This is a genomic window from Alteromonas sp. AO-Serp (genome assembly GCF_017849675.1).
Lineage (GTDB): Bacteria > Pseudomonadota > Gammaproteobacteria > Enterobacterales > Alteromonadaceae > Alteromonas > Alteromonas macleodii.
The window spans coordinates 1-23,279 of record NZ_JAFLMX010000084.1 but is presented as its reverse complement, the minus strand read 5'-3'; the positions used below and the strand labels follow the sequence as shown (position 1 = coordinate 23,279).

General features: G+C 45.8%; 15 protein-coding genes and 1 other RNA gene. 8 read left to right on the top strand and 8 right to left on the bottom strand.

Translation table 11 applies throughout. From position 1 onward, the window contains the following. Nucleotides 1–19: 19 nt before the first annotated feature. Nucleotides 20–964, bottom strand: a complete 945-nt coding sequence (locus QVA83_RS06955) for a DMT family transporter (protein ID WP_156079092.1) — start codon at nucleotides 962–964, stop codon at nucleotides 20–22. A 400-nt stretch (nucleotides 965–1,364) separates the two neighbouring features. Between QVA83_RS06955 and QVA83_RS06950 the strand changes: the two genes are divergently transcribed. Further along, entirely contained in the window at nucleotides 1,365–3,761 is a 2,397-nt protein-coding gene (locus tag QVA83_RS06950; RefSeq protein WP_197040331.1) for a TonB-dependent receptor, read from the top strand. Between the two features lie 68 nt (nucleotides 3,762–3,829). On the opposite strand, the gene rnpB is transcribed toward QVA83_RS06950, so the two are convergent. From rnpB to QVA83_RS06930, 4 genes are all read right to left on the bottom strand, one after another. Further along, an RNA gene (gene rnpB / locus QVA83_RS06945) (RNase P RNA component class A) lies at nucleotides 3,830–4,180 on the bottom strand. Nucleotides 4,181–4,217: 37 nt separating this feature from the next. Then, on the bottom strand, nucleotides 4,218–5,681 hold the full coding sequence (locus tag QVA83_RS06940) for a potassium/proton antiporter (RefSeq protein ID WP_014975736.1): 1,464 nt from the start codon (nucleotides 5,679–5,681) through the stop codon (nucleotides 4,218–4,220). Nucleotides 5,682–5,842: 161 nt separating this feature from the next. Next, a complete protein-coding gene (gene secD, locus QVA83_RS06935; protein WP_014948372.1) occupies nucleotides 5,843–8,410 on the bottom strand; it encodes a protein translocase subunit SecD in 2,568 nt (855 codons plus the stop codon). Between the two features lie 85 nt (nucleotides 8,411–8,495). Further along, a complete protein-coding gene (locus tag QVA83_RS06930; RefSeq protein WP_231513040.1) occupies nucleotides 8,496–8,810 on the bottom strand; it encodes a hypothetical protein in 315 nt (104 codons plus the stop codon). A gap of 288 nt (nucleotides 8,811–9,098) precedes the next feature. On the opposite strand from QVA83_RS06930, the gene QVA83_RS06925 reads away from it, so the two are divergent. The 5 genes from QVA83_RS06925 to QVA83_RS06905 are packed head-to-tail and all read left to right on the top strand — an operon-like array spanning nucleotide 9,099 to nucleotide 18,294. After that, nucleotides 9,099–12,398, top strand: coding sequence for a transglutaminase family protein (locus QVA83_RS06925; RefSeq protein ID WP_287498272.1), 3,300 nt, complete (start codon nucleotides 9,099–9,101; stop codon nucleotides 12,396–12,398). Between the two features lie 20 nt (nucleotides 12,399–12,418). Then, nucleotides 12,419–15,001, top strand: coding sequence for a circularly permuted type 2 ATP-grasp protein (locus QVA83_RS06920; RefSeq protein ID WP_156077937.1), 2,583 nt, complete (start codon nucleotides 12,419–12,421; stop codon nucleotides 14,999–15,001). Next, nucleotides 14,998–15,876, top strand: a complete 879-nt coding sequence (locus QVA83_RS06915; RefSeq protein WP_156077936.1) for a transglutaminase family protein — start codon at nucleotides 14,998–15,000, stop codon at nucleotides 15,874–15,876. Before QVA83_RS06920 ends, QVA83_RS06915 begins: the two co-directional genes overlap by 4 nt. A gap of 10 nt (nucleotides 15,877–15,886) precedes the next feature. Next, complete coding sequence (locus QVA83_RS06910; protein ID WP_014948367.1) at nucleotides 15,887–17,362, top strand: circularly permuted type 2 ATP-grasp protein; 1,476 nt, start codon at nucleotides 15,887–15,889, stop codon at nucleotides 17,360–17,362. 11 nt (nucleotides 17,363–17,373) lie between these two features. Beyond that, on the top strand, nucleotides 17,374–18,294 hold the full coding sequence (locus QVA83_RS06905; RefSeq protein WP_014948366.1) for an alpha-E domain-containing protein: 921 nt from the start codon (nucleotides 17,374–17,376) through the stop codon (nucleotides 18,292–18,294). 152 nt (nucleotides 18,295–18,446) lie between these two features. On the opposite strand, the gene QVA83_RS06900 is transcribed toward QVA83_RS06905, so the two are convergent. Then, complete coding sequence (locus tag QVA83_RS06900) at nucleotides 18,447–19,103, bottom strand: NAD(P)H-dependent oxidoreductase (protein ID WP_069943783.1); 657 nt, start codon at nucleotides 19,101–19,103, stop codon at nucleotides 18,447–18,449. A gap of 273 nt (nucleotides 19,104–19,376) precedes the next feature. Here QVA83_RS06900 and QVA83_RS06895 point away from each other — a divergent pair, with 273 nt between their 5' ends. Both QVA83_RS06895 and QVA83_RS06890 read left to right on the top strand, forming a co-directional pair. Beyond that, a complete protein-coding gene (locus QVA83_RS06895; RefSeq protein ID WP_156077935.1) occupies nucleotides 19,377–20,324 on the top strand; it encodes a DUF3034 family protein in 948 nt (315 codons plus the stop codon). 12 nt (nucleotides 20,325–20,336) lie between these two features. Then, nucleotides 20,337–20,768, top strand: a complete 432-nt coding sequence (locus tag QVA83_RS06890) for a group I truncated hemoglobin (RefSeq protein ID WP_014948363.1) — start codon at nucleotides 20,337–20,339, stop codon at nucleotides 20,766–20,768. Between the two features lie 190 nt (nucleotides 20,769–20,958). Here the strand turns inward: QVA83_RS06890 and QVA83_RS06885 are convergent, their stop codons facing one another. Then, on the bottom strand, nucleotides 20,959–21,774 hold the full coding sequence (locus tag QVA83_RS06885) for a protein NO VEIN domain-containing protein (protein WP_287498271.1): 816 nt from the start codon (nucleotides 21,772–21,774) through the stop codon (nucleotides 20,959–20,961). A gap of 19 nt (nucleotides 21,775–21,793) precedes the next feature. After that, nucleotides 21,794–22,968, bottom strand: a protein-coding gene (locus tag QVA83_RS06880) for an IS3 family transposase (protein ID WP_085929716.1) whose coding sequence is annotated in 2 segments (ribosomal slippage) — nucleotides 21,794–22,698 and nucleotides 22,698–22,968 — 1,176 coding nt in all. Because the reading frame shifts where the segments join, the coding sequence is not laid out codon by codon here. Between the last annotated feature and the right edge of the window lie 311 nt (nucleotides 22,969–23,279).

Here is a 23,279-nt window from a genome sequence, read left to right as displayed (position 1 = left end):
GCCACACGCGGTTTCAACATTACGCCGTTGCTTTTTTGCCATAGCGCTTTAAAGCAAATGGAAATTTTATCGATTGGATTAAAAGGCAAAGACACACCAGCGTCATGCCAACCCACCCCACCGGCTTGAATACTTCACCAATCAGAAAAATAGCGAAAAGTGTCGCAACCAGTGGCTCAATTAACGTAATAAGCGTAGCTTTACTCGCTTCGGTAGTGCGAAGACCATAGCCAAATAGCAAATAACCAAGAAACATCGGCACAACAGCCATATAGAGTGAAACGCTAATGTGGATAGTGTTAGCAAACAAGTTTTGACCGGTAAACCAGAGGGAAGGCAACAGAGCAACGGCAGCGCAACCGAAAAGTCCGGCCATGGCAGATTTTGAATTTGCGCCAGCGTCAATGTGTTGCTTCGCAGCCCATGAGTATCCAGCGTAAGTTAAACCGGCAATTAAACCCAATATAACGCCGAACACCTGATCATCTTTAGATGCTGACAACGCCATTGCGTCGTGTGCCTTACCCATGGCTAACATGCCAATCCCAAACGCACCAAACACAAAACTAATAAACCATTTTAAAGACACGGGCTTTTTACTTAAAAAATACTCTAAAAGCGCAGCGAATAGTGGTGCACTGGCGATAGAAACCACGGTGCCTATAGCAACGCCTGACAAACGCATTGAGCTGTAAAAGGCCAGCGGATAAATTGCAACACATGCACTGCCAAACAGAAAGGTCAGTGGTGTAGAAAAAAGAATAGGTGCATCCTTTACCAGTGATTTTCGGGCACTAACACAAAGCAATACACCACCTATACCCATTGCAAAGGCACCGATTGCCAGAGGACTGATTTCTGGAGCGAACTGAGCGGCAGTGCCTGTTGTCCCCCACAGAAAGCTTGCGATAACAATTGCTAAGACCCCTTTTACTACATCGCTTGTATTCACTGCCTTCTCCACTCTATTACTCACCTTCTTAGCTTTAACTGTTGAACAATGCTTTCATGTTGTACTTTCTAATTAACCCATCAGCTTTTACTGTGACGCTGATATAAACCGCTCGCTGCCGCTTGCTTTTATCACTCAGTCATTTTTGCTCTTAGGGTCAACACCTCTCTCATAAAGATGATACTTAGATTATTGCTTTTGTAATTAGCCAGATAGACGCTTCTTTTGACCTTTTAGACGCACATTCCCCACACATTTACAATTAACACTAAATTAACAAGAAAAACGTAGCGCATTAGATACAACAAAAAATGAAATATTTGTTTCGCAAGTTATGGAAATAACCCAACTTTTTTGCCACATTACGCCCTTGCCTGATAACAAAATAGAAACAACCAACCTGGATGGACTTATGTTTAAAATAGAAAAATCGTCGTTTAGACGAAGCACACTTAGCGTTGCGGTAATGGGGCTGCTTAGCTCCGGTGCAATGGCGCAGGACACACAACAAAAGGATGACGATGACTTTGAGCAGATCATAGTAACTGCAACAAAGCGTGCAGAATCCATTGAAGACATTCCTTTTTCAATCAACGCACAAACGCAGCGAGACTTTGAACGCAGCGGTGCAGGAAACTTAGAAGACGTCGCTAGAAACGTGGCGAGCGTATCAATTCAAAACTTAGGACCAGGCCAAAGCCAAGTATCTATGCGTGGCGTTTCAGCGGGTCAGATTGTACGAGACCAACCAGGCGTCAAGGAGCAGGTCGGCGTATACCTCGATGAAAGCGTGATCTCGCTGTCTTTATTTACTCCAGATCTCGACCTTTTCGACCTTAACCGCATTGAAACCCTGCGCGGTCCGCAAGGTACGCTTTTTGGATCTGGCTCTATCGGCGGAACCCTTCGCTACATCACCAATCAGCCCGAGTTAGATACCTTTGAAGGTAAGTTTGAAGCTAATCTTAATAGTGTGACAGACGGTGGCGTGGGCGGTCACGTTAAGGGCATGGTAAACGTACCTATTTCCGACACCATTGCCATGCGCGCGGTGGTATACCGCACTGATTACGCAGGCTTTATAGATGCGTTAGGTGAAAACGGCGCGTTTAGCGAAGACGTTAACGACGGCGATAGAACTGGCGGACGCGTAGCGTTCATCATCGCCCCAAACGATAAGCTCACCATTACACCACGACTTATCTTCCAAGAATTAGAAATGAACGGGTTTAACAGACAGGAAGTGTATAACGTGTTTGCTAACCCTTACACAACGACCCGCCCAGCTATTCAATTGGGTGAACGAGAACAGTACCTTTTGCTTGAAGAAGGCTTCTCTGACGATACCTTGATTGCTGACGTAACTGCTGAATATCAAGCTGACGTTGCTGACTTTACCTTTGTTTATAGCTATACCGACCGCGATATTCTTGTAAGTCGTGATGCCAGCGCGCTTTCGGGCTCTGTAAGTATCGATTTAGGGTTTCCGGATGAAGCCGTACTATTACCGTCGAATCTTTTGGACCGAACAGAAGTAGAGCAAGATACCTTTGAACTTCGTGCCGCATCCAATGGCGATGGCGCGCTAGATTGGCTAGTTGGCGCTTTCTACTCTTCTACAGAGCGTGTTTACGACCAATCACTCCCTACCCCTGGGTACGACGCATTTACCGACGCCACCTTAGGTGAAGGCACGTCAGCAGCGGTTGCCAATGGTTTTGAAGCTGATTCTCCCTACAACGCCTATTTACCGTACGACTTGAAGCAGCTTGCTGTGTTTGGTGAAGTGAACTATCAAGTGAACGATGACTTTAAAATGACTGTCGGCTCGCGTTTTTACGATTACGAAGAAGAGCGTCAGTTTATCTCTGGAGGCTTGTTTGCCAATGGCGACAACCAGACCGATTCCACAGAATCAGACGGTTTTACTTCACGTGTAATTGGCCAGTATAGCGTAAACGAAAACGTGAATTTAAATGCTCAGGTGTCTCAAGGATTCAGACTTGGCGGCGTTAACGACCCGCTAAATAGAAGCCTGTGTACCGACCAAGATGAAGCCATCTTTGGTTCGTTCCAAGACTATGACGATGAAAAGCTCACCAACTATGAGATCGGTATGAAATCATCAGGTCGAGGATGGTCAGCTAACATCTCGGCTTTCTATAACGATATTGAAGATCTTCAGGTTACATTGGATGCTGGTTCTTGCTCGTCACGTGTATCATTTAACGTGCCTGACGCCCACACCCAAGGTATTGAATTTGAGCTTACGCGTCAGTTTACTGACCAGCTCTTTTTCTCATTAACGGGTAGCATCATTGAAGCCGAGTTCGATTCAACCGTTGTTGATGGTGATGGTGCGGTACTAGGTGGCGTAGAAGACGGTAACCGCTTAGCTTCAGTACCTGAAGAGAGCTTTGCCATCGCATTTACCTACGATTTAGCGCAGCCTTTATTCTCTTCAAACAGCACCTATTTCCAAGGCTCTTACCAGTATGTGGGTGATCGTATAACCCAGCCTAGTGACCAAGTTGCGGGCGCAGGTATATTCACTTCAGGCCTTGCCTTTGGCGGTGCCACTGGCGCAGAAACAACGGAATTAGACTTGTTGTTAGACGACTACGGCACGCTTAATATGAGCTTCGGTCTTACCTACGATGACTATGAAATATTACTGTATGCAAACAACCTGTTCGACGAAAACGCGCAGCTATCCTTTGATAGAGAACGTGGTGGACGAGCTCGGCTTGGATTTACGGTGAACCAGCCTCGTACAGTAGGCGCAACTTTCCGTTACTTCTTCCAGTAACGAGCGATAAATGTCTCTGCCTGAGGAAATATCCCTTCAGGTAGAGGCTTCACTTTCTTTTGGGAAAAGAGTGGAGTTGGCCGTAAGCCGGGTTCTGTCGTGGGCAACCATTCCTCTAGATCAGCAATCGCTCACTGATTCAAGCAACCTACCCGATCCCCATGCGGGCCACACGTTGAGGGATCCTATTTGGTCTTGCTCCGGGTGGAGTTTACCTTGCCACACTCTGTTACCAGAGGTGCGGTGCGCTCTTACCGCACCCTTTCACCCTTACCGGCATGTAAACATGCTTAGGCGGTCTTCTCTCTGCTGCACTTGTCGTCGGCTCACGCCGCCCAGACGTTATCTGGCACCCTGCCCTTTGGAGCCCGGACTTTCCTCCCCTTTCTTACGAAAGCGGCGATTGCCTGGCCAACTCCGCGGCGCATTCTACATGAAGTACCTTACAATAGCACCCTATTCCTGCTCGCTGTAAAAGCAGTGCTCAACGGCGTTTTTATCAAGCAGTTTGGTGATAATGAAAATTTGATCGCCCATTTCTATTTTGGTACTTCCTTTGGGTATAAGGGTTTCTTCTCCGCGGGCAATCATCGCCACTACCGTATTATCGGGAAGGGCTAATTCGCTAATGGTTTTATGTAGTGCCGGTGATAACTTCGATACCTCTATTTCTATAAGCTCGCGCTTGCTCTTAGCGACTTTTACAATCTCCAGCGTGCTCGATTCCTTTACTTCATCGTCCAACACTAAGCCTAACTTACGCGCCGCATAAGGTAAGGTGGAACCTTGCAACAAGGCAGAAATAAGCACGATAAAGAACACGACATTAAAAATGAGCTCGGCGTATGGCATGCCGAATATTAGCGGAAATATAGCGAGTATAATTGGCACCGAACCGCGTAAACCCACCCATGATATAAGCAGCGATGCTTTGAACGAGAATTTTGAAAGCAATAAAATCGGCATAACCACCAGCGGACGTGCAATAAAAATAAGCACAAACGCAATTAAAAGGCCTTCTTTCCAATTAACAAACAGCTCGGTGGGCGTTACCAACAAACCTAAGATAACGAACATGGCAATTTGCCCAAGCCAGGCCAGCCCATCCAGAAACACAAACGTATTACGCTGATAAGCAAAGCGGCTGTTACCCACGACAACACCCGTAATAAAGGTAGCGAGAAAGCCGCTGCCATTTAAGTTCGCAGCAAGGCCAAAAGACAATACACCAAACAACATCACAAATACCGGGTACAAACCGATGGCCATTAAGGTGACGCGTCTGAAAAGCCATACTGCAATACCGCCGATAGCAAGGCCCACTATCGCTCCCACTCCCATTTGACTGGCAAACAGCGAAAGTAAGTCAACTGGCTTAGTGGTGCTGTCTTGAATAAGCGTAATAAGGCCGATTGTGAGGAATATGGCCATTGGATCATTCGACGCACTTTCCAGCTCTAGTGTGGATTTTATTTTTGAAGGAATGCGTATACCAGCGTTGCGCAGAACAGAAAACACTGCTGCGGCGTCTGTCGACCCTACAATAGCACCAAGCAATAAGCCCTTATAAAGCGGTAAATCGAGAATAACCATAGCGGCGATACCGGTGACCACTGCCGTACCAATTACGCCAAAAGTGGCGAGCAACGCGGCGGGTTTCCACGCCTGCGCTATGGACTTTTTTGACGTTTGTAGACCGCCATCAAATAGGATGAGAATAAGCGCAAATGTACCAATGGCATGCGCAGCATCAGCATTATCAAAGAAGATTCGGCCGATACCATCTTCTCCAGCCAACATACCTACACCAAGGAATAAAACTAAAACAGGTACGCCAAAGCGCGGGGACAATTTACTGGCCAGTACGCCCAAAATGGCAAGCACTGCACTGAGTAAAATAATGTGATCAACTGCAAACATTATACGTTCCTTATTGCCCTTGATACTCTCACGCAAATTATTCGGGTATGCGTGAGAGCATCAAGGGTTCCTGTTAATACTGCTACCTTACCGCGTTTTTGCACCAATGTATTGAGGTACAAAAGCACGCTGAGGTATTGGGGTTAAGGAACTTGTGCCGCCTAAGGGATGTGCGACAACGAAGCCTTAATCTCTTCTGCAGTAGGCTTTAACTGCGCTTTACCTTGTTTCTCTCTTCTACTGCCCAACAAATACAACAGCGTAGAGGTGATAAACAAGGTCGATGACGTGCCAATCACGACAGCAAAAACCATAGGGACTGCAAAACTTTCTACGGCATCACCGCCAAAAATAGCCATCGGTAACAATGCCAACAGCGTGGTGACGGAAGTGAATACCGTGCGGCTTAACGTGCTGTTCACGGCCTCATTAATGGTATCTGCCAATGGCTTGTTTGGGTCTAAACGCAATAATTCACGGATGCGATCAAGCACCACAACCTTATCGTTTATAGAGTAACCAATGAGCGCCAATAGTGCTGCGACAGCCGTTAAGTTAAATTCGATACCCGTAAGCGCGAAAAAGCCTATGGTTTTGGTTAAATCGAGTATCACGGTTAGCAGCGCTGCGCTCGCAAAATGCGCTTCAAAGCGTGCCCACAGATACACCAACATGCCGCCACCTGCGATAAGCAATGCTAGAATGGATAGCTCGGCAAAGCCTCCGCTGACTTTGGGTCCAACCATATCAATTTTATCAAAACTTACCTCACTGTCGGCCTGCGAAATCGCACGCTTTAGTGCGTCAGTCTGCTTTGCGTTGCTATTTTCAAGCTCGCCACTGCTATCTAGAACAGGGGCTCGCAATAAATAGTGATGTTCACTGCCATATTCTTGAATTGCTACCTGATCAAAGCCATTGCTTTCAATCACATTCCTTAGCTCATCGGTAGTAAGGGTTGGTGCGGTCAACTCAATCATGGTGCCACCGGTAAAGTCGACGCCATAATGTAAGCCAGGCTTAGCAAACAAGCCGATTGAAAGCACTGTTAGCACTACCGAAACAGCGAGTGCAATTTTACGCTTTGCCAGAAAATTAATACCGCTTAGCTTATCGCTTAACCGCAAAAGCGGTGATGAAAAGCGCAAAGGAACGCGCTGCTGCGCGCGATCTTGCGTATTCTTGTGCTTCGACTTAACCACTCTTAGCATTAACATTTTAGTTAGGGCTACAGCAGTAAATACCGAAGACACCAGACCAAGGGCAATTGTAATTGCAAACCCTTTAATAGGGCCGCTACCAAACATAAACAACAAGCTTACCGCTATTAGTGTGGTGAAGTTTGAATCCACAATAGTCGCGAACGCTTTATCAAAACCCACTTCTATTGCACTGGCTGCAGGACGACCTTTTTTACTTTCTTCACGAATACGTTCATTAATCAAAATGTTCGCATCGACTGCCATGCCCATGGTTAGGATCAAACCTGCTATGCCCGGTAACGTCAGGGTTGCGCCAAACAGGGTTAATGCGCCAAACACCAACGCCATATTGATACAAAGAGCAAAACTTGCGATAGCGCCCCACCTGCCGTAAATCGCTACCATGAATGCCAATACCAGTAACGCACCTGCCACACCGCTTTCCACTCCGGTTTGAATTGCATCGCTGCCTAAATCAGGCCCCACCGTGCGTTCTTCTATAATGGTAAGTGGCACAGGTAGCGCACCTGTGCGAAGCATTAGTGCAGTGTTGCCCGCCTCGGGCAATGTAAAGTTACCGGTTATTTCACCACGACCACCCGGAATCACGCTATTTATGACGGGGGCTGTAACCACTTTGTCGTCAAGGACGATAGCAAGCACACGGCCGATGTTGTCACGTGTCATAGTGGCAAACTGCTTGGCACCTGCGCTGTCTAATCGGAACGTCACTACTGGCTGGCCATTTTCACTACTTAAGACACCTGCCGCATCAGTAATATGCTCACCTTCTAGCGCCACTTTTTGCTCTAAGCGATAGGTATTACCCGCCGCATCTTGCTTATTCATTACCTGCTCAGACTGGCTGTTCGCGGCCCAGTGAAAAGTCATTTGTGCGGTAGTGCCCAATAATTTTTTAACTTGAGTGGGGTCAGACATACCCGGCATCTGAACTAAAATGGCGTCTTTACCTTGTAGCGTAACACTAGGCTCAGTAAGCCCCGTTTCGTTCAAACGCTTTCGAACTACTTCAACACTTCGGCTTAACGTGTCTTTAACCAGTTGTTCGGTGTATAGCTCGTTAAGCGTAAGGGTAACGGTGCTTTGCTTTATCTCTACATCAAGTGCACTTGAACCATTTGGCTGAGCGGAAATTTGATATGCGGTGTCTTTTACCTTTCTCGCATCATCTGCACTACGCAATGTAAAGACGACACTTCCAGAACGACTATCTTTATGAGTGAGTGAATGAGACGTTTTTGTATAGCGCACGTTTTGACTGCGCAATTCGCTAAGTAAGTCGCTCGAAAAGCTGTTGAGTTGCTTTTCAAACAAGGCGTTGGTGTCTGCGGCTAATAGCAGATGCGAACCACCTTGCAAATCTAAGCCTAAAGATAGTGTGGAAGTGGTGTACCACGTAGGTAACTGCTGTTTAATTGATTGTGGCAATATGTTGGGCGCAGCGCTCAGTAAACCGAGCATAACGATGAGCACATACACAAAGCCACGAAATGAAAATCGTGCCATTTTAAAATCCTGAATAATTTAATTTTTTGAAGCGCCTTAATTTGCAGCTAAGCGAACGTGCTAGCGCATTAAGGCAAAAAGAGAATTAGCTCAGGGATAAAGGTGGGCCGCGAGAAGGTTGGCGGTAGTGTTTGCGAGCACGGGGTACAACATTTGCCATACCCAAACACGACACAATAGCCAGAGCAATAAACCCCAAGGTCAATTCAACAATTGCCTCAGGTCCATCGCCTTGATCGTCACTGTTTTCTAGCTTAGTGCCGGTAAACCGTAACGAATAGCTTTTGCCCGCGTAGTTAAATTGGGCAAGTGGTGACTGCTGACTTACTTCAACTTCATTATTAATTTGACCACTTTGGAAGCTTGCACTAAGGATGAGGCACGAGAGTACCCATGCCATGAAAAGCGGCATGTAGGATGAAAACCCGTGGCGAAAGTTTAGTGCTCTCAAAGTAGTGAATTGTCTATCTGTGAAGGAAAAGTCGCGCTTAAAACACGCGCTGTTTTATAGCGCATATATTGGGGTGAGTATACATTATTCAATATCGTGAGTAACGAGATTACCGTTGAAGCACATAATTTTTGGGTTTTACATTTCTGCCCATCGCTTCTTCTTGTAAGTTTACTCACTTGGATATAAGGTGATTTTTTGTGCTGTTTGTATATCAATTGGCAATGGAGCCATAGCATGACAATCACTGTAGGGATCACACATCATACTGAATACCACTACGATAGAAGTATCAGTATGTCACCGCATACTTTCCGCCTTCGCCCTGCTCCGCATAGTCGAACACCAATAAAAAGTTACTCTTTAAAAGTCTATCCTGAGAATCATTTTATCAATTGGCAGCAAGACCCGTTTGGTAACTACCTTGCACGCGTAGTATTTCCTGAGAAGACTAAAAAGTTCTGGTTCACCGTAGACCTTGTTGCCGAACTGACGGTTATTAACCCCTTTGACTTCTTTTTAGAGTCTTACGCTGAAACCTTTCCGTTTTCGTACGAAAAACGGCTGGCGAGAGACTTAACACCCTACCTTGAGACAGAAGATGCATCGTCTTTGTTTCAGCAGTTAATTGACAATCAGCAGCCTAAAGAGCCTGTTGCTACCGTAGATTTCTTAGTGGGTGTAAACCGCGCCGTATACGACCTGATTGAATACGGTGTGCGCATGGAGCCCGGAGTCCAGAGTATCGACGAAACTCTGCAGAAAAAAGGCGGCTCGTGTCGTGACTCGGCTTGGCTATTGGTTCAGCTATTTCGGCATTTAGGGCTGGCATCGCGCTTTGTTTCCGGCTACCTGGTTCAATTGGCAAGTGATGAAAAGTCTCTTGATGGCCCCAGTGGCCCGGAAAAAGACTTTACCGACCTGCACGCATGGTGTGAGGTATATGTTCCCGGAGCGGGATGGATTGGCCTTGACCCTACGTCTGGGCTTTTCGCAGGTGAAGGGCACATTCCATTGGCGTGTACCCCCGAACCACTGTCGGCAGCGCCGGTTACCGGTGCCATCGATCAATGTGAATCAACGTTTAGCTTCTACAACAACGTACAACGTTTACACGAACCGCCCCGTGTAACCAAGCCTTACAGCGATGCCCAGTGGGCCGCTATCGATAGGCTTGGAGGCCAAATAGACAAAGACTTAGTTAATGCAGGGATAACCCTCACCATGGGCGGCGAACCCACGTTTATTTCCATTGATGATATGGAAAGCGAACAGTGGAATACCGCCGCCGACGGCAAGGAGAAACGCATTTTAGCGCACACGCTTTTCATGAAAATGGTGGAAAGCTTTAGTAATAGTGGCTTTCGCCATTATGGACAGGGTAAGTGGTATCCCGGAGAGCCATTACCTCGCTGGCAATATGCCTGTTACTGGCGTAAAGACGGAACGCCTATCTGGCATAATCAAGCACTACTTGCTGACAACAACGCCACCTATTCTTTCTCACAAAACGAAGCGCAAACATTTGCTACTCAACTAGCCACGGCGTTGGGTTTAAGTGAAAAGGTTGTTGTCACCGCTTATGAAGACGTGCTGTATCATTTATGGCAAGAGGGTAACCTGCCGCAAGACCCGTCACCCGACGCCCCAGAACTGCTTCACGCAATGACCCGCAAAGGCTTTTTAGCCAAGTTGGAACAGGGTTTAGATAACCCCGTAGGCTTTATTATTCCCCTCGCCTACGACACGGTTTTTGACGGATGGCAAAGTAGCGTATGGTCGTTTAAACGAGGACACTGCTTCTTGTTACCGGGCGACTCTCCATTAGGTTATCGGCTGCCGTTGAGTAGCTTAGGTAGTCCAGATGCGCTAGCAGAACGGGATCCTGCTGACATGACCGGCACGCTCTCATCCCCAACGTCTCACAAAGGGTATATTAGTGAAAAGTCAGTATTAACCGCCCTTTGTTTAGAAGTGCGCGACGGAAAGTTATGCGTATTTATGCCGCCTGTAAGCCACTTTGAACATTATGCGCTGCTGCTGAACGCTATTGAGTCCATCGCTGATAAACTTGATATTCCCGTGATATTAGAAGGCTATACTCCGCCCTACGACAGTCGCGTTGAAAAGTTTGCGGTTACCCCCGACCCCGGTGTTATCGAGGTCAATGTTCACCCTGCATCCGATTGGCATACTCTGGTAAAAAATACCCATGCCCTTTATGCCATGGCCAAGTCATGTCGACTCGGTACAGAAAAATTCATGCTTGATGGACGGCACGCGGGCACAGGAGGTGGAAATCACGTGACAATGGGTGGGCCGACACCGTTAGAGAGCCCGTTTTTAAAGCGTCCAGACATTCTGCGAAGCTTTATTACCTATTGGCAGCATCACCCTGGGCTTTCCTATTTGTTTTCGAGCCTGTTCATCGGCCCGACTAGCCAAGCGCCTCGTGTCGATGAAGCGCGGGATGAAAGGCTGTACGAACTGGAAATTGCATTCTCTCAAATTCCCGATAGCGAAGTTCCCTCACCTTGGTTGGTTGACCGCCTCCTTCGGCACTTGCTGACTGACCTGACAGGGAATACCCATCGTGCAGAGTTTTGTATCGATAAACTATTCAACCCCGACTCGCCCACGGGGCGATTGGGCATTGTAGAGTTTCGCGGTTTTGAAATGCCTCCTCACGCCAGAATGAGTTTGATGCAAATGCTTCTTCTGCGCACGCTGCTAGCGTGGTTTTGGAAACAACCATACAAGAAGAAACTGGTGCGGTGGGGCACAGAGCTTCACGATCGTTTTATGCTGCCCCATTACGTTCGGCAAGACATCGCTGAAGTATGTAGCGACCTAAACGCAGCAGGCTTTCCCATTAAGCTTGAATGGTTCGATCCGTTTTTTGAGTTTCGATTCCCTCGCTGCGGTAGCCGTGAAGTCGGTCAAATTAAGCTAGATCTCTTTAGCGCTATTGAGCCATGGCATGTATTGGGTGAAGAAGCGACAGGCAGCGGAACTGCGCGTTATGTTGACAGCTCACTTGAACGCGTCCAGCTCACTGTTTCAAACATGCATACAGACCGTTACATAGTGTCGTGTAACGGCCGCAGATTACCGTTAAAACCCACCAATATTCGCGGAGAACATGTAGCCGGAATTCGCTTTAGAGCGTGGCACCCTGCATCGGCGCTTCACCCGACCATTGGCGTGCACGCGCCGTTGGTCTTTGATGTTTACGACAGCTGGGCGGGCCGCTCTTTAGGCGGATTTACCTATCATGTTAGTCACCCGGGCGGGCGCAATTTCTCTACTATGCCGGTCAACGCTTTTGAGGCTGAAGGAAGGCGTATTGCCAGATTCTGGGATCACGGTCATACCCCGTCGGTGGCATCGCCTTCCATGCCTGAGTGGTCGCCTCACTTTGCTACACAGTATGTGGTTGACCATGAAGGTCGCGGTGATTTTGATTTACCTTTGGAAGAAGCCGAGAATGAAGAATATCCAAATACGCTGGATTTGCGCCGGCCTCCTACACTATAGTTTAAGTGACAATCGATTTTATGAGTGAAGATTTCACCATGCCAGAATGGCTTAGCAGCTATATCAATTCGAGCACTGCTGCGGATGAGAGCAAACGTCTGCTCAATACGTTATTTTCTCGTTTGTCAGGCCTTAACAGTGACGAGCTGTCCTTTAGAGCAAATGAAATTCGCCGACTAATGCGAAACAGTGGTTTTGCGGATATCGATGAACACCAGAATTGGCAGCTAGATCCCTTGCCTATGCTCATTTCAAGCCAAGACTGGGAAATGCTCAGCCGCGGCATTGAACAGCGAGTCTTACTGCTCAATAAAGTGCTATTAGACCTTAACTCAGACAGGCAAACGCTAACCAACGGCGTTTTCTCTACAGACCACTTGATGCGTCATCCTTACTATCTTGCCGAGAGCCACACGCTTTCCTCGTTAAACAACGGTGTATTTCTAAGCGCGTTTGACATAGCCCAAGATGTAAACGGCGAGTATTTCATGCTGAACGATCACTGCCAGTTCCCTCGCGGTCTTGGACTGCTGCTGGAAAACAGGATTGTGGCAAGAAGGGTAATGAGTGAGGAGTTTGCTGAATGTGGTGTGCAGCGAATAGCAGGCTTTTTTGAGCAACTTCAACATGCTATTGACCAAGAAACCGCTGCGATTAATGACCCGCGCATTGTTATTTTGTGCAGAGGTCCAGACGATCAGTATTATTCTGAGCAAGCCTATCTTGCCACTTACATGGGGTACACCCTGGTAAGAAGCGCTGATTTAACGGTGAGGAAAGGACAAGTCTGGCTTAAAGCTTTAGACGGATTACGAAAAGTTGATGTCATTTTGCGCTGGATTGAGGACAGATTCTTAGATTCACTGGAGCAAGTTGACTACTCAGCGTTCGGGATTCCCGGGCTTATTCATGCAGTCCGAACTCAGAACGTGGTATTGCTCACCCCCTTGGGCAATGGCGCTATTCAAATTCCTGCCATCAAAAACAATTTGCATAGGGCCGCTGAGTTTTTTAATGGTGAATCTTTACTGCTTCGCCAACAAGAAACCTTTCCCGCAGAAAACCTTACGCAAAGCGATTGGTCGGGATATGAGTTATTAAGTTATGTTGACCCTGAATTAAAATACGACGGTGAAAAAGACGCTGACGCTATTGCAAATACACTACAAACGGTAGCGTTAACCGACCTATTCTGGCGAAAAAAAGTGAATCTTTCGCATACGCCATTTTGGCACGATAAAGGGCTGGTAAGTAAGCCCGTCATTATGCGTTGCTATGCGTTGTACTCACAAGGGCAAGTTTTTATTCTCCCCTCAGCCATGTGTTTTACGCCTAAGGCAGCGCGCACCGATGGCAAAACAGAAATAAAGGACACGTGGGTTGAAACCATAGGTCCGCCACAAGAGCGTGCGCCTTCTATTCCCAAATCACTGCAATCAGATGCAGACTTAGCGCTAGTCGAGGGGCTATTGCCTAGCAGAACGGCGGAAAACCTATTTTGGTTGGGCTGTGCGGTAGAGCGAAGTGAAAACGTGATTCGGTTGGTCAGGGTATTTATAGACAAATTCACTGAGCTTGCCATTTACCCCGATGAGGCGCACAGAAATGCCCTGTTACGATTTAAATCTGGGTTAGAACAGCAGGCATTAATTTACCCTTACCTTACGCCAGACGCAGCGAAAATAACCGTGAACGAAGGAGGATTCAAAGAATTAGTGATATCGCTAATTAACGATAATTCCTTCGCTGGCGGCCTTTACAGTAGCATTAATATGGTGGTGCAAAGCGCGCTGCAAGTGAGAGAACTACTTTCTTATGACAGCTTGCGCATTATCGAAAGCCTAGAAGAGGAACATCACGAATTTAGTACCATTACCGAGCAGACTCCGACGCACAGATTACAAAGTACACTCGATAAATTAATTGGGCTTACCATGGCGTTTAACGGTTCTATTCAAGACAGCCTGTCTAAAAGTAATGGCGCCTTTATGATAGAAATTGGACGACGGTTAGAGCGCAGTAAACAGCTTGTGTCTATGGTGCAAAACCTGCTGCAATTTCCGCTTCCCGAAGCTGAGCAACAAAACGTGCTGGAAATCGTGTTGGTGGCGCAAGTGAGCGCTATTACCCACAGACGCCGATACCGAGCGTTTCAAAGTATTGAAACGGGATTAGAGCTATTGCTTTTAGATGCCGAATACCCGCGCTCATTAGCTCATCAAATCCAAAAAATTACCGAGCTTTGCGAAAGCTTGCCGGTAAGCGCCAAACCCGGCTTTTTAAGTACCACTGAGAAAATTCTGTTGCAGTTAAAAGCAAGCTTCGCGCTGGCTGACAGACAGACCTTAAATATCAACACTAATCAAGCACCTTCGGGCTTGGTGTCTTTACTAAAAAGCGTGACATCACAACTGCAGAAATTTAGCGAAATGATGCAAACTCAATACTTCAGCCACACTAAGCCTGCGTCACAACTGCACTGGTCTGGCATTGGCACCGCGTCTGTACAGATCGTCGAAAAACCAATAGATGAGGAAGCGACAGTTCCATTAGTCAGTGCACCTGATGCCAGTAGTCCGAATGAAAGTGAGGTGAAAAAATGAAGTACACCATTCGTCACGTCACTACCTACAAGTATTCCGACAAGGTGAGCCTGACACAAAACCATGCCCGCCTAATACCGCTAAACACCTTTAATCAAAAGAGGATTAGCGCCAGTGTCACCATTGTGCCTGAACCTGACTATCAGGCAAAGTTTAAAGACTACTTCGACAACACGGTAACGGTGTTTGAAATACCCACTTTGCATGAAGAAATGCAGGTCATCGCAACCAGTGAAGTTGAAATTCAAGGAGCACCATTACAAGGTCTGTTTGCGCACAATACGCAATGGGAAAGCGTGAGAGATCAAATCCGCTACCCAGTAGATCAGAGCATGTTGGCAGCGCAGTTTTTCAGTATTCCTACTCGCTTAACGCAGGCCAATAAAGCGATTTTAGACTATACCTTGATGTCGTTTACGCCTGGCCGCTCTATCGTAGAGTCGTGCGACGACTTAATGAACCGCATTTTTAACGATTTTACCTTTGACCCATCCTTTTCGACGATTAACACCCCAGTAAGCCACGTGTTTGAGCACAAGCGGGGCGTATGTCAGGACTATGCGCACCTAACGCTTACTTGCTTACGCAGTATTGGTTTGGCGGCGCGCTATGTAAGTGGATATATCGAAACGATTCCACCACCGGGTCAGGAAAAGCTTACTGGTGCAGACGCCACCCACGCTTGGGTTGCGCTTTTTGTACCGGGCTCTGGTTGGATTGATTACGACCCGACCAACAATTTGAAACCCTACGACCAGCACGTTACGTTAGCTGTCGGACGAGATTTTGCAGATATCACACCGCTTAAGGGCATTATGTTTGGTGGTGGAAATCAGGTTTTAGACGTTTCAGTGGATATGAATCGCGGACAATAAGGAGCGTAGTTTGAGTAGTCAAAAACAAAGTCAGACGTTATCGAAAGCTGTGAGTCTGGAACACTGCAATTTTTCCGAGTTTTACGATGAACTGATAGATAAAAATGGAAAACCCCGCCCTCACGGTGCGCCGTTAATGGATTATTTGTCGCAATTAAGTGAAGAAGAACTCAAAAACGCGCAAGACGCCGCCGAGTTGGTGGTAAAAGAAATGGGTATTACCTTCACGGTTTATGGTGAAGGAAGTTCAATTGACCGAGCGTGGCCCATCGATATCATTCCTCGTATTATCCCAAATAAAGAATGGCAACGCGTAGAAGAAGGACTTAAACAGCGCGTAAAAGCCCTTAATATGTTCATCGACGATCTGTATCACGATCAGAAGATTATTAAAGATGGCGTTTTTCCTAAAGCGCTTCTCGATAAGTCCGTGAACTTTAGAAAGCAGTGCGTAGGTGTTTCTCCCCCAAACGGTATCTGGGCACATATCTGCGGCTCTGATTTAGTGCGAGATAGCGACGGCACGATTTACGTACTGGAAGACAACCTGCGCGTACCTTCTGGCGTGTCTTACATGTTAGAAAACCGCTCAGTGCTGAAGCGTGTCTTTCCAGACATGTTCGAGAAAATGGATATTCTTCCCGTAAACGACTATCCCTCACAGCTGTTCGACATGTTGTCGAGTCTATCACCGCGTCCTCAGGATAAGCCTGAAGTTGTGGTACTTACACCCGGTATCTACAACTCTGCCTACTTTGAACACTGCTATCTTGCTCAGGAAATGGGGTGTGAGCTAGTAGAAGGTCGAGATCTAACCGTAGAAAAAGACGACTGCGTATATATGAAGACGATTAAAGGCCTACGCAGAGTGGACGTTATCTACCGCCGTATTGACGATATGTTTTTAGACCCAGAAGCGTTTAACCCTGATTCGATGTTGGGCGTTCCCGGGCTAATGCGAGCGTGGAGTAAAGGAAAGGTAACGCTGATCAACGCCCCAGGGGCTGGCGTGGCAGACGATAAGGTGGTGTACACCTATGTACCTGACATGATTCGCTATTATTTGGATGAAGAGATTAAGCTGCCTAACGTAGAGACCTACCGTTGTTACGAGCCCGAAGACTTCAAATATGTTGAAGCCAATATCGACAAGCTTGTAATAAAGCCTGCCAATGAATCGGGAGGCTACGGCTTGCTAATTGGCCCAAAATCAACCAAAAAGCAGCAGCAAGAAACCCTTGCTCAAATAAAGGCTGACCCCAGAAACTGGATAGCACAGCCTACCTTGAATTTGTCTACCGTCCCTACTATTGACGGTTCTACAATTGAAGGGCGACATGTGGATCTTCGCCCTTTCATCCTTTCATCAGGTACTCACACCTATGTCACAACGGGAGGCCTCACTAGGGTTGCCCTTGTTAAAGGTTCCCTCGTGGTCAATTCATCACAAGGCGGTGGTAGTAAAGATACTTGGATTGTGGATTAGGAGGGACTGACATGTTATCACGAGTTGCTGAAACGCTTTATTGGACGGCGCGCTACGTTGAAAGGGCTGAAAATCTCGCCCGCTTGATCAATGTTAACAACCTCCTGCTGATGGACTTACCCAAAGGGTTTTCGCCAGGCTGGGAGCCATTGCTAGACATAACAGGAAATCGCGAACCATTTGAGGCCATTTATAATGAATACAGCGAGAAGAATGTCGTTAAGTTCCTGACGGTAGACACACGCAATCCGTCTTCCATATTGAATTCGCTTCAATACGCAAGAGATAATGCGCGCACAATCAGAGACGTTATTCCAAGAGAAGTGTGGGAAACGCTGAACGCACTTCACTTATCGGTAAAAGAGAACAGTACAAGCTTTCTAAGTAAACGCGGGCGCTTTGCAAGTTTAAAACAGGTAATCAATCAGTGTTTACTAATGTTTGGAACCATGGATGCCAGCATGAGCCACGATGAAGGCTATTTCTTCTGGCGCTTTGGTGCGGCATTGGAGCGGGCTGATATGACATCAAGGATAATTGACGTTCGCTCATCGACCCTTACCGAAGACATGAGTGACCTGCCATTCGAAAACATCTTATGGATGAGCGTACTTAGAAGCCTGAGCGGCTACCAAATGTATCGCCAGAAAATGGGCGTTCGCATACGTCCGGGCGATGTGTTGTTATTTATGCTACATAGCAAGGAGTTTCCGCGAAGTGTGTTGTTCTGCTTGAACAAACTAAAGAGTTTGTTCCTCAACTTGCCCGACAATGAAGCGATGATAGAGCGAATTGACCACAGTATTAGTGATTTAGAAAAGCAGCCTGTTGCGACACTTCGAGGACGAGCGCTGCACAACTATATCGACGAGCTTCAAATTGATTTTGCCGACATTCATCAACAACTCGCAGAGCAATACTTCTTACATTAGTGCGCGTTTTTCCGCGTCTGTCGGTGCGCAAAGTAAAAGAAGTTATAAGTGAACACAGGAAATGGAAGCCAGAACACAAAAGTAAGAAAGTAAAACAAAGCCCGCACTAAGCGGGCTTTGTTATAATCATTGCAAGCTTGTGTTGTCAGGTATTACACAACCGCGATCACATCTTCTTTTGCAAGGCGTGCTTTCGGTAAACCATGGTTCCAATCTTGCTCTGTATCTGGGTAGCCCATGGCAAGTGCCACTTCGCAAACGTGGCCGTCTAGCTCATCTTTAAACTGTTCGCCAAGCAATTCGGCGTCAACACCTTCCATCGGCGTAGACGCTATGCCTAAACGCGCCAGCGTGTGAAGAACATTGCCTAGCGCTAGATAAACTTGCGCTTTGGTCCAAGCCGCGTTGTTACCGTTCTCATCGGTGTTCGCTTCAGCAAATGCGTAAGCGCCCATGAAGTTTTCACGCATATCTTCGGGTAAATGACCAGACGATACTTCTGCATCGACACGCTTTACAAATTTCTCTTTCGTAAATTTAGGATCATAAGCAAACAGAATAGTATGCGATGCTTCTTTAGCGTGATGCTGATTGAACTGATGCTTGTTGGCAAAGCTATCGTGTAAACGCTGCTTGGCTTCATCACTTTCAACAACCACAAATTTCCATGGCTGAGAGTTGATTGAAGACGCTGATAGTCTCAACGCCTCAAGAATTGTCGCAAGATCGTCAGCTGAAATGCGTTTACTCGCATCGTACTGTTTAACCGTGTAACGCTTATTTAAATCTTCAATAATTGGATGAGACACAACTAACTCCTCAATACGTCTGCTATTTGTTGTTCACGCATGAATGCTGCGAACAGAAAATTAAAGTACTCAATGAATATGGCGTGTATGGTATAGATTCGGCTTTTCAATGATAAGCCCTATAAAAAACGAATCAGTTTCAAATATTTTTTGATAATAAAAATTCGATAATAGCTAGTATCGCCAGCAGCGTGCATTTCACAATTCATGGGTTAAGCGCTATGCTGATAAATAGAATTACAAAAAACCATTTAAAAACATTAGGTTTACCTTATGATTAGGCATTTGCTTCTCCCTCTTTTTCTCGCATCGTCTCCCGTACTCGCAGACAGTGGATCTCGCTTAATTGCATCTGGTGGTATTACAGGTTTCGAGGGCACTGCGGGTGGCGGCATTACGCCTTGGGCATTTATTGGCGGATACGCGAGTAAAGAAGAGGTCAGTTATTCGGCAAATATTCAGTACTTAAGCCTAAGCGATTATTCCCTTACAACAGCAGGGGCAAGCGTTAGTTTGTTTGACCGTATAGAGCTTAGCGTGCAGCGACAGCGCCTCGATATTGCTTCAGGGTTAACAAGCAACGTTTTCGCGTTACTCACAGAAGGTGCTATTACAAACGCCAACAGCACCACCATTGAGCAAGATATAATCGGTGCAAAAGTTAAGGTTCTTGGCGATGGCGTCTTTACTCAAAACTCATGGATACCCCAAGTATCCATCGGCGCACAATACAAGAAAAACAGAGACTACGACAGCGCTCTTTCGCTACCCGACGGTACGACCCCCTTGCCCGGCGTAGGCGTACCAATGCTGCTAGGTGCGAAAGACGACAGTGGTACCGACGTTTACCTTTCAGCCACGAAACTGTGGTTAGGCACTCCATCAGGTTATAATTTACTCGCCAATCTTACCGCGCGATATACAAAGGCGAATGTGTTTGGCTTACTTGGATTTGGTTCTGAAAACAACGATAGCGCTAAGCTCGAGTGGGAGGGCTCTTTAGCGGTATTAATTAGCCCTACCACAGCAATTGGCACAGAGTTTAGAACGCAAACCAATCGATTAGGAGGCTTAGCTGAAGAAGACACCGTTGTTGATGCCTTTATTGCCTACTTCCCAAATAAATCTATTTCGATTACCGCTGCCTATGTGGATTTGGGCAATTTACCTTTGCAAGAAAGTTCTTCAGGATTTTATCTAACGGTAAACAGCACTTTTTGATAGGGGAACGAAATGATCAGACACTGCTTCCGGTTAATGGTAATTGCTGCGTTAAGCGTATTGATAACCGCATGCGCCAGCGCTCCTGAACAAAGCCTTTATGAAGAAATTGGCGGCCATAAAACGCTCAATACCATATACGGTGTAGCGATTACACGAATTTACACTGACCCCGTAATTGGTCATTACTTCAAAGGTGTTCCCAAAAAACATTTAAGAGATCAACTTGTATTGCAAACATGCGAGCTTATTGGCGGGCCTTGCGAATATGATGGAAAAACAATGTTGGAGTCTCACACGGGTCTCAATATTAAGGAGCGTGAATTTTACATATTGGTGGAGTATGTCCAAGGCGCGATGCGCGATGTGGGGCTAACCTATCAGCAAGAAAACCGTATTCTCAAGCTGCTAGCGCCAATCAAATACGAAACGGTATACCTGTAGGGAAGCGTGTATTTATTAGCCCAGTGAATCGACTAGAACTCTCTAGACACTTAACTACTTTATAATTATGTAGTACTAAGTAAAAAAGTTGCCATGACTATCACTTTACTGAGTTTTTCTATAAATATTGTATTATATAAAAACTAAGCTTGTAATTATTGAAAGTATCTAGAAAAGTCTCACCCCATGATTAATTAATTTGTAACCTGAAAGATTCCACAGTCTTTCCAACTACTGACATTTCTTGATTGTTTATGACAATTAACTTCTTATTCTTAAATTTACAAATAAAAATTTTTGGTTCATCGGTCATACATCCTGTAACAATTACGAGTCGATAGTTTTTCTTTCTTTCCTTAAAATACTTATATTCGTTCGGAGTCAATGTTATGTCTGGAGATTGTTGGCCTCTACCTTTTACTTCTACACATAATTTACCTTTACCCTTACCTATCTCTAGATCATAACCGCAGTTTTCGCTTTCTACGGATTTGATATACTCATAACCGAACTCCTCATAATGCGTTATCGTTAATGCTACAGCTTTCCGCTCAACTTCAATACGCTGTAAATAAGGTGTATTTTTTCTACCAGACTTTCTGGGAGAGTTTTTTTCTATGGAACCTTTTGAAAAAGAGATATTTTTAACGACGTTAATATATTTCTTTGGAGTAAAACACCATTGCGATTGGGTCGTGGGCGAAAACCTAGTAGTCCGATCAACTTGTTTTAATAATACGACATCTTCAGCTTTCGCTTTAAATCGATAGTACTTTAGTTGATTTTTTTCGTGCGTTACCATATCTACTGGTAGTCGCTGCGATTTTCGATACACTATTGCTTTTTTGTAGTATCCAATTAAACGGTTTTCATTTATTCCTTTAAATTGTTTACCGCCAAAAAAGAATATTGGAATATCAGTAATAAAATCATCCTCATCATTAGCACCTAACCTATTTATGGACAATTCAACTTTGTGACCGGGTAAATTATCTGACGTGGTCAACCAAAATTGACCAACCCAGTTAAGCTACTTTTTTCAATTTCTTCATGTCCGCCTCATATTGATTTGGACTTCTGTAATCTAGATACGAATGCAACCGTTCAGGATTATAAAATGTTGTGATGTATCGCAGCATATCCTGCTGTGCTTCATAACGAGTTTGGTATTGCTTCCAATGCACCAGTTCTTGCTTCAAGCTACCGAAGAAACTCTCAACAACACTATTATCCCAACAATCACCTTTTCGACTCATACTGCCAACAAATTGGTGTCCTTTAAGCAAGCGCCGATAGTCTGCACTCGCATATTGGCTGCCGCGATCTGAATGGACAACCAATCCGGCTTTTGGATTCCGCTGCCATATCGCCATCGTTAGCGCATCACATACTAATTTAGCTTTCATTCTTGAACCCATACTCCAGCCAACGACTTTCCTTGAGTAAAGATCAATAACAACGGCCAAATATAACCAGCCTTCTTGTGTCCAGATATAAGTAATATCCTGCACATAAGCTAGATTGGGTGCATCAACATCAAATTGTCTGTCGAGCACATTGTCAAATATTGGTAACGTGTGGTTGCTGTTTGTCGTGACCTTATATTTTTTCTTGTAGCGAACTTGCACGCCTGCTTCTTTCATCAGTCGGCGTGTAAGACGCCTACCAATAGGATAGCCCAAACAATTCAGTGCTTTTTGCATCCGTCGACTGCCATAACTATGCTCACTGGCTTTGGCAATCTTGTGCATCCATTCTACTATTTCTTTTCGCTTGTCATCATCCGTTGTAGGTTGATGTTGAGTTTTCATATATCTATAAAACCCATTGCGCTTTACGCCTAGTAACCGGCACAACCGATCAACAGGATAGGTATTCTTTCGCTCGGCGATAAACGCGTATTTCACTTCATTTCTTTGGCGAAGAATACAGATGCTTCCTTTAGGATGCGTTTGTCCATTTCAAGCTGTTTCACCTGTGCTTTCAGCTTTCTGATTTCTGCCTGCTCTGGCGTCAGTTTACCGTTTCCTCTGAACGCATGGCCGTCATCATCTTGTTGAAACTCTTTGACCCAGCGGCCAATGATTTGCTGACTCACATCCAACATTTTTGCGACTTCAGAGCGCGTGTGACCTTGGTCTAGCACCAGGCTCACAGCATCCAGTTTAAATTCTTTCGTATACCGCTTTCTTCCGGCCATTTACTTTCTCCAGCTAAAGTTCAATTATATCCTTAACTGGACTGGTCAACTCAATTAAACCACCTCAGCATTTTTCTCTACGAAGTTATAGGTCTTTGTCTGTCTCACTCTTACCTAGGAGTCTCATATTATGGCTGTAAATCAGGTAGATCGAGCATTCCACGCTTGGCCCGTTCTTATAGGTGTAGCGAAGCGGCGAAAGACCATCTCGTAAGACTAAACAAGACAGGCATCTTTGTGTACGGCATATACATATTGTGCCTGTCTTACTTTCTACGTTATTTGTCATGTATCGCTAGCGACATGTCGAT

Coding starts and splice junctions, on each gene's coding strand:
- QVA83_RS06925 (WP_287498272.1), top strand. CDS start 9,099: ATGACAATCACTGTAGGGATCACACATCATACTGAATACCACTACGAT.
- QVA83_RS06905 (WP_014948366.1), top strand. CDS start 17,374: ATGTTATCACGAGTTGCTGAAACGCTTTATTGGACGGCGCGCTACGTT.
- QVA83_RS06890 (WP_014948363.1), top strand. CDS start 20,337: ATGATCAGACACTGCTTCCGGTTAATGGTAATTGCTGCGTTAAGCGTA.
- QVA83_RS06920 (WP_156077937.1), top strand. CDS start 12,419: ATGAGTGAAGATTTCACCATGCCAGAATGGCTTAGCAGCTATATCAAT.
- secD (WP_014948372.1), bottom strand. CDS start 8,410: ATGGCACGATTTTCATTTCGTGGCTTTGTGTATGTGCTCATCGTTATG.
- QVA83_RS06895 (WP_156077935.1), top strand. CDS start 19,377: ATGATTAGGCATTTGCTTCTCCCTCTTTTTCTCGCATCGTCTCCCGTA.
- QVA83_RS06930 (WP_231513040.1), bottom strand. CDS start 8,810: ATGGCATGGGTACTCTCGTGCCTCATCCTTAGTGCAAGCTTCCAAAGT.
- QVA83_RS06950 (WP_197040331.1), top strand. CDS start 1,365: ATGTTTAAAATAGAAAAATCGTCGTTTAGACGAAGCACACTTAGCGTT.
- QVA83_RS06940 (WP_014975736.1), bottom strand. CDS start 5,681: ATGTTTGCAGTTGATCACATTATTTTACTCAGTGCAGTGCTTGCCATT.
- QVA83_RS06915 (WP_156077936.1), top strand. CDS start 14,998: ATGAAGTACACCATTCGTCACGTCACTACCTACAAGTATTCCGACAAG.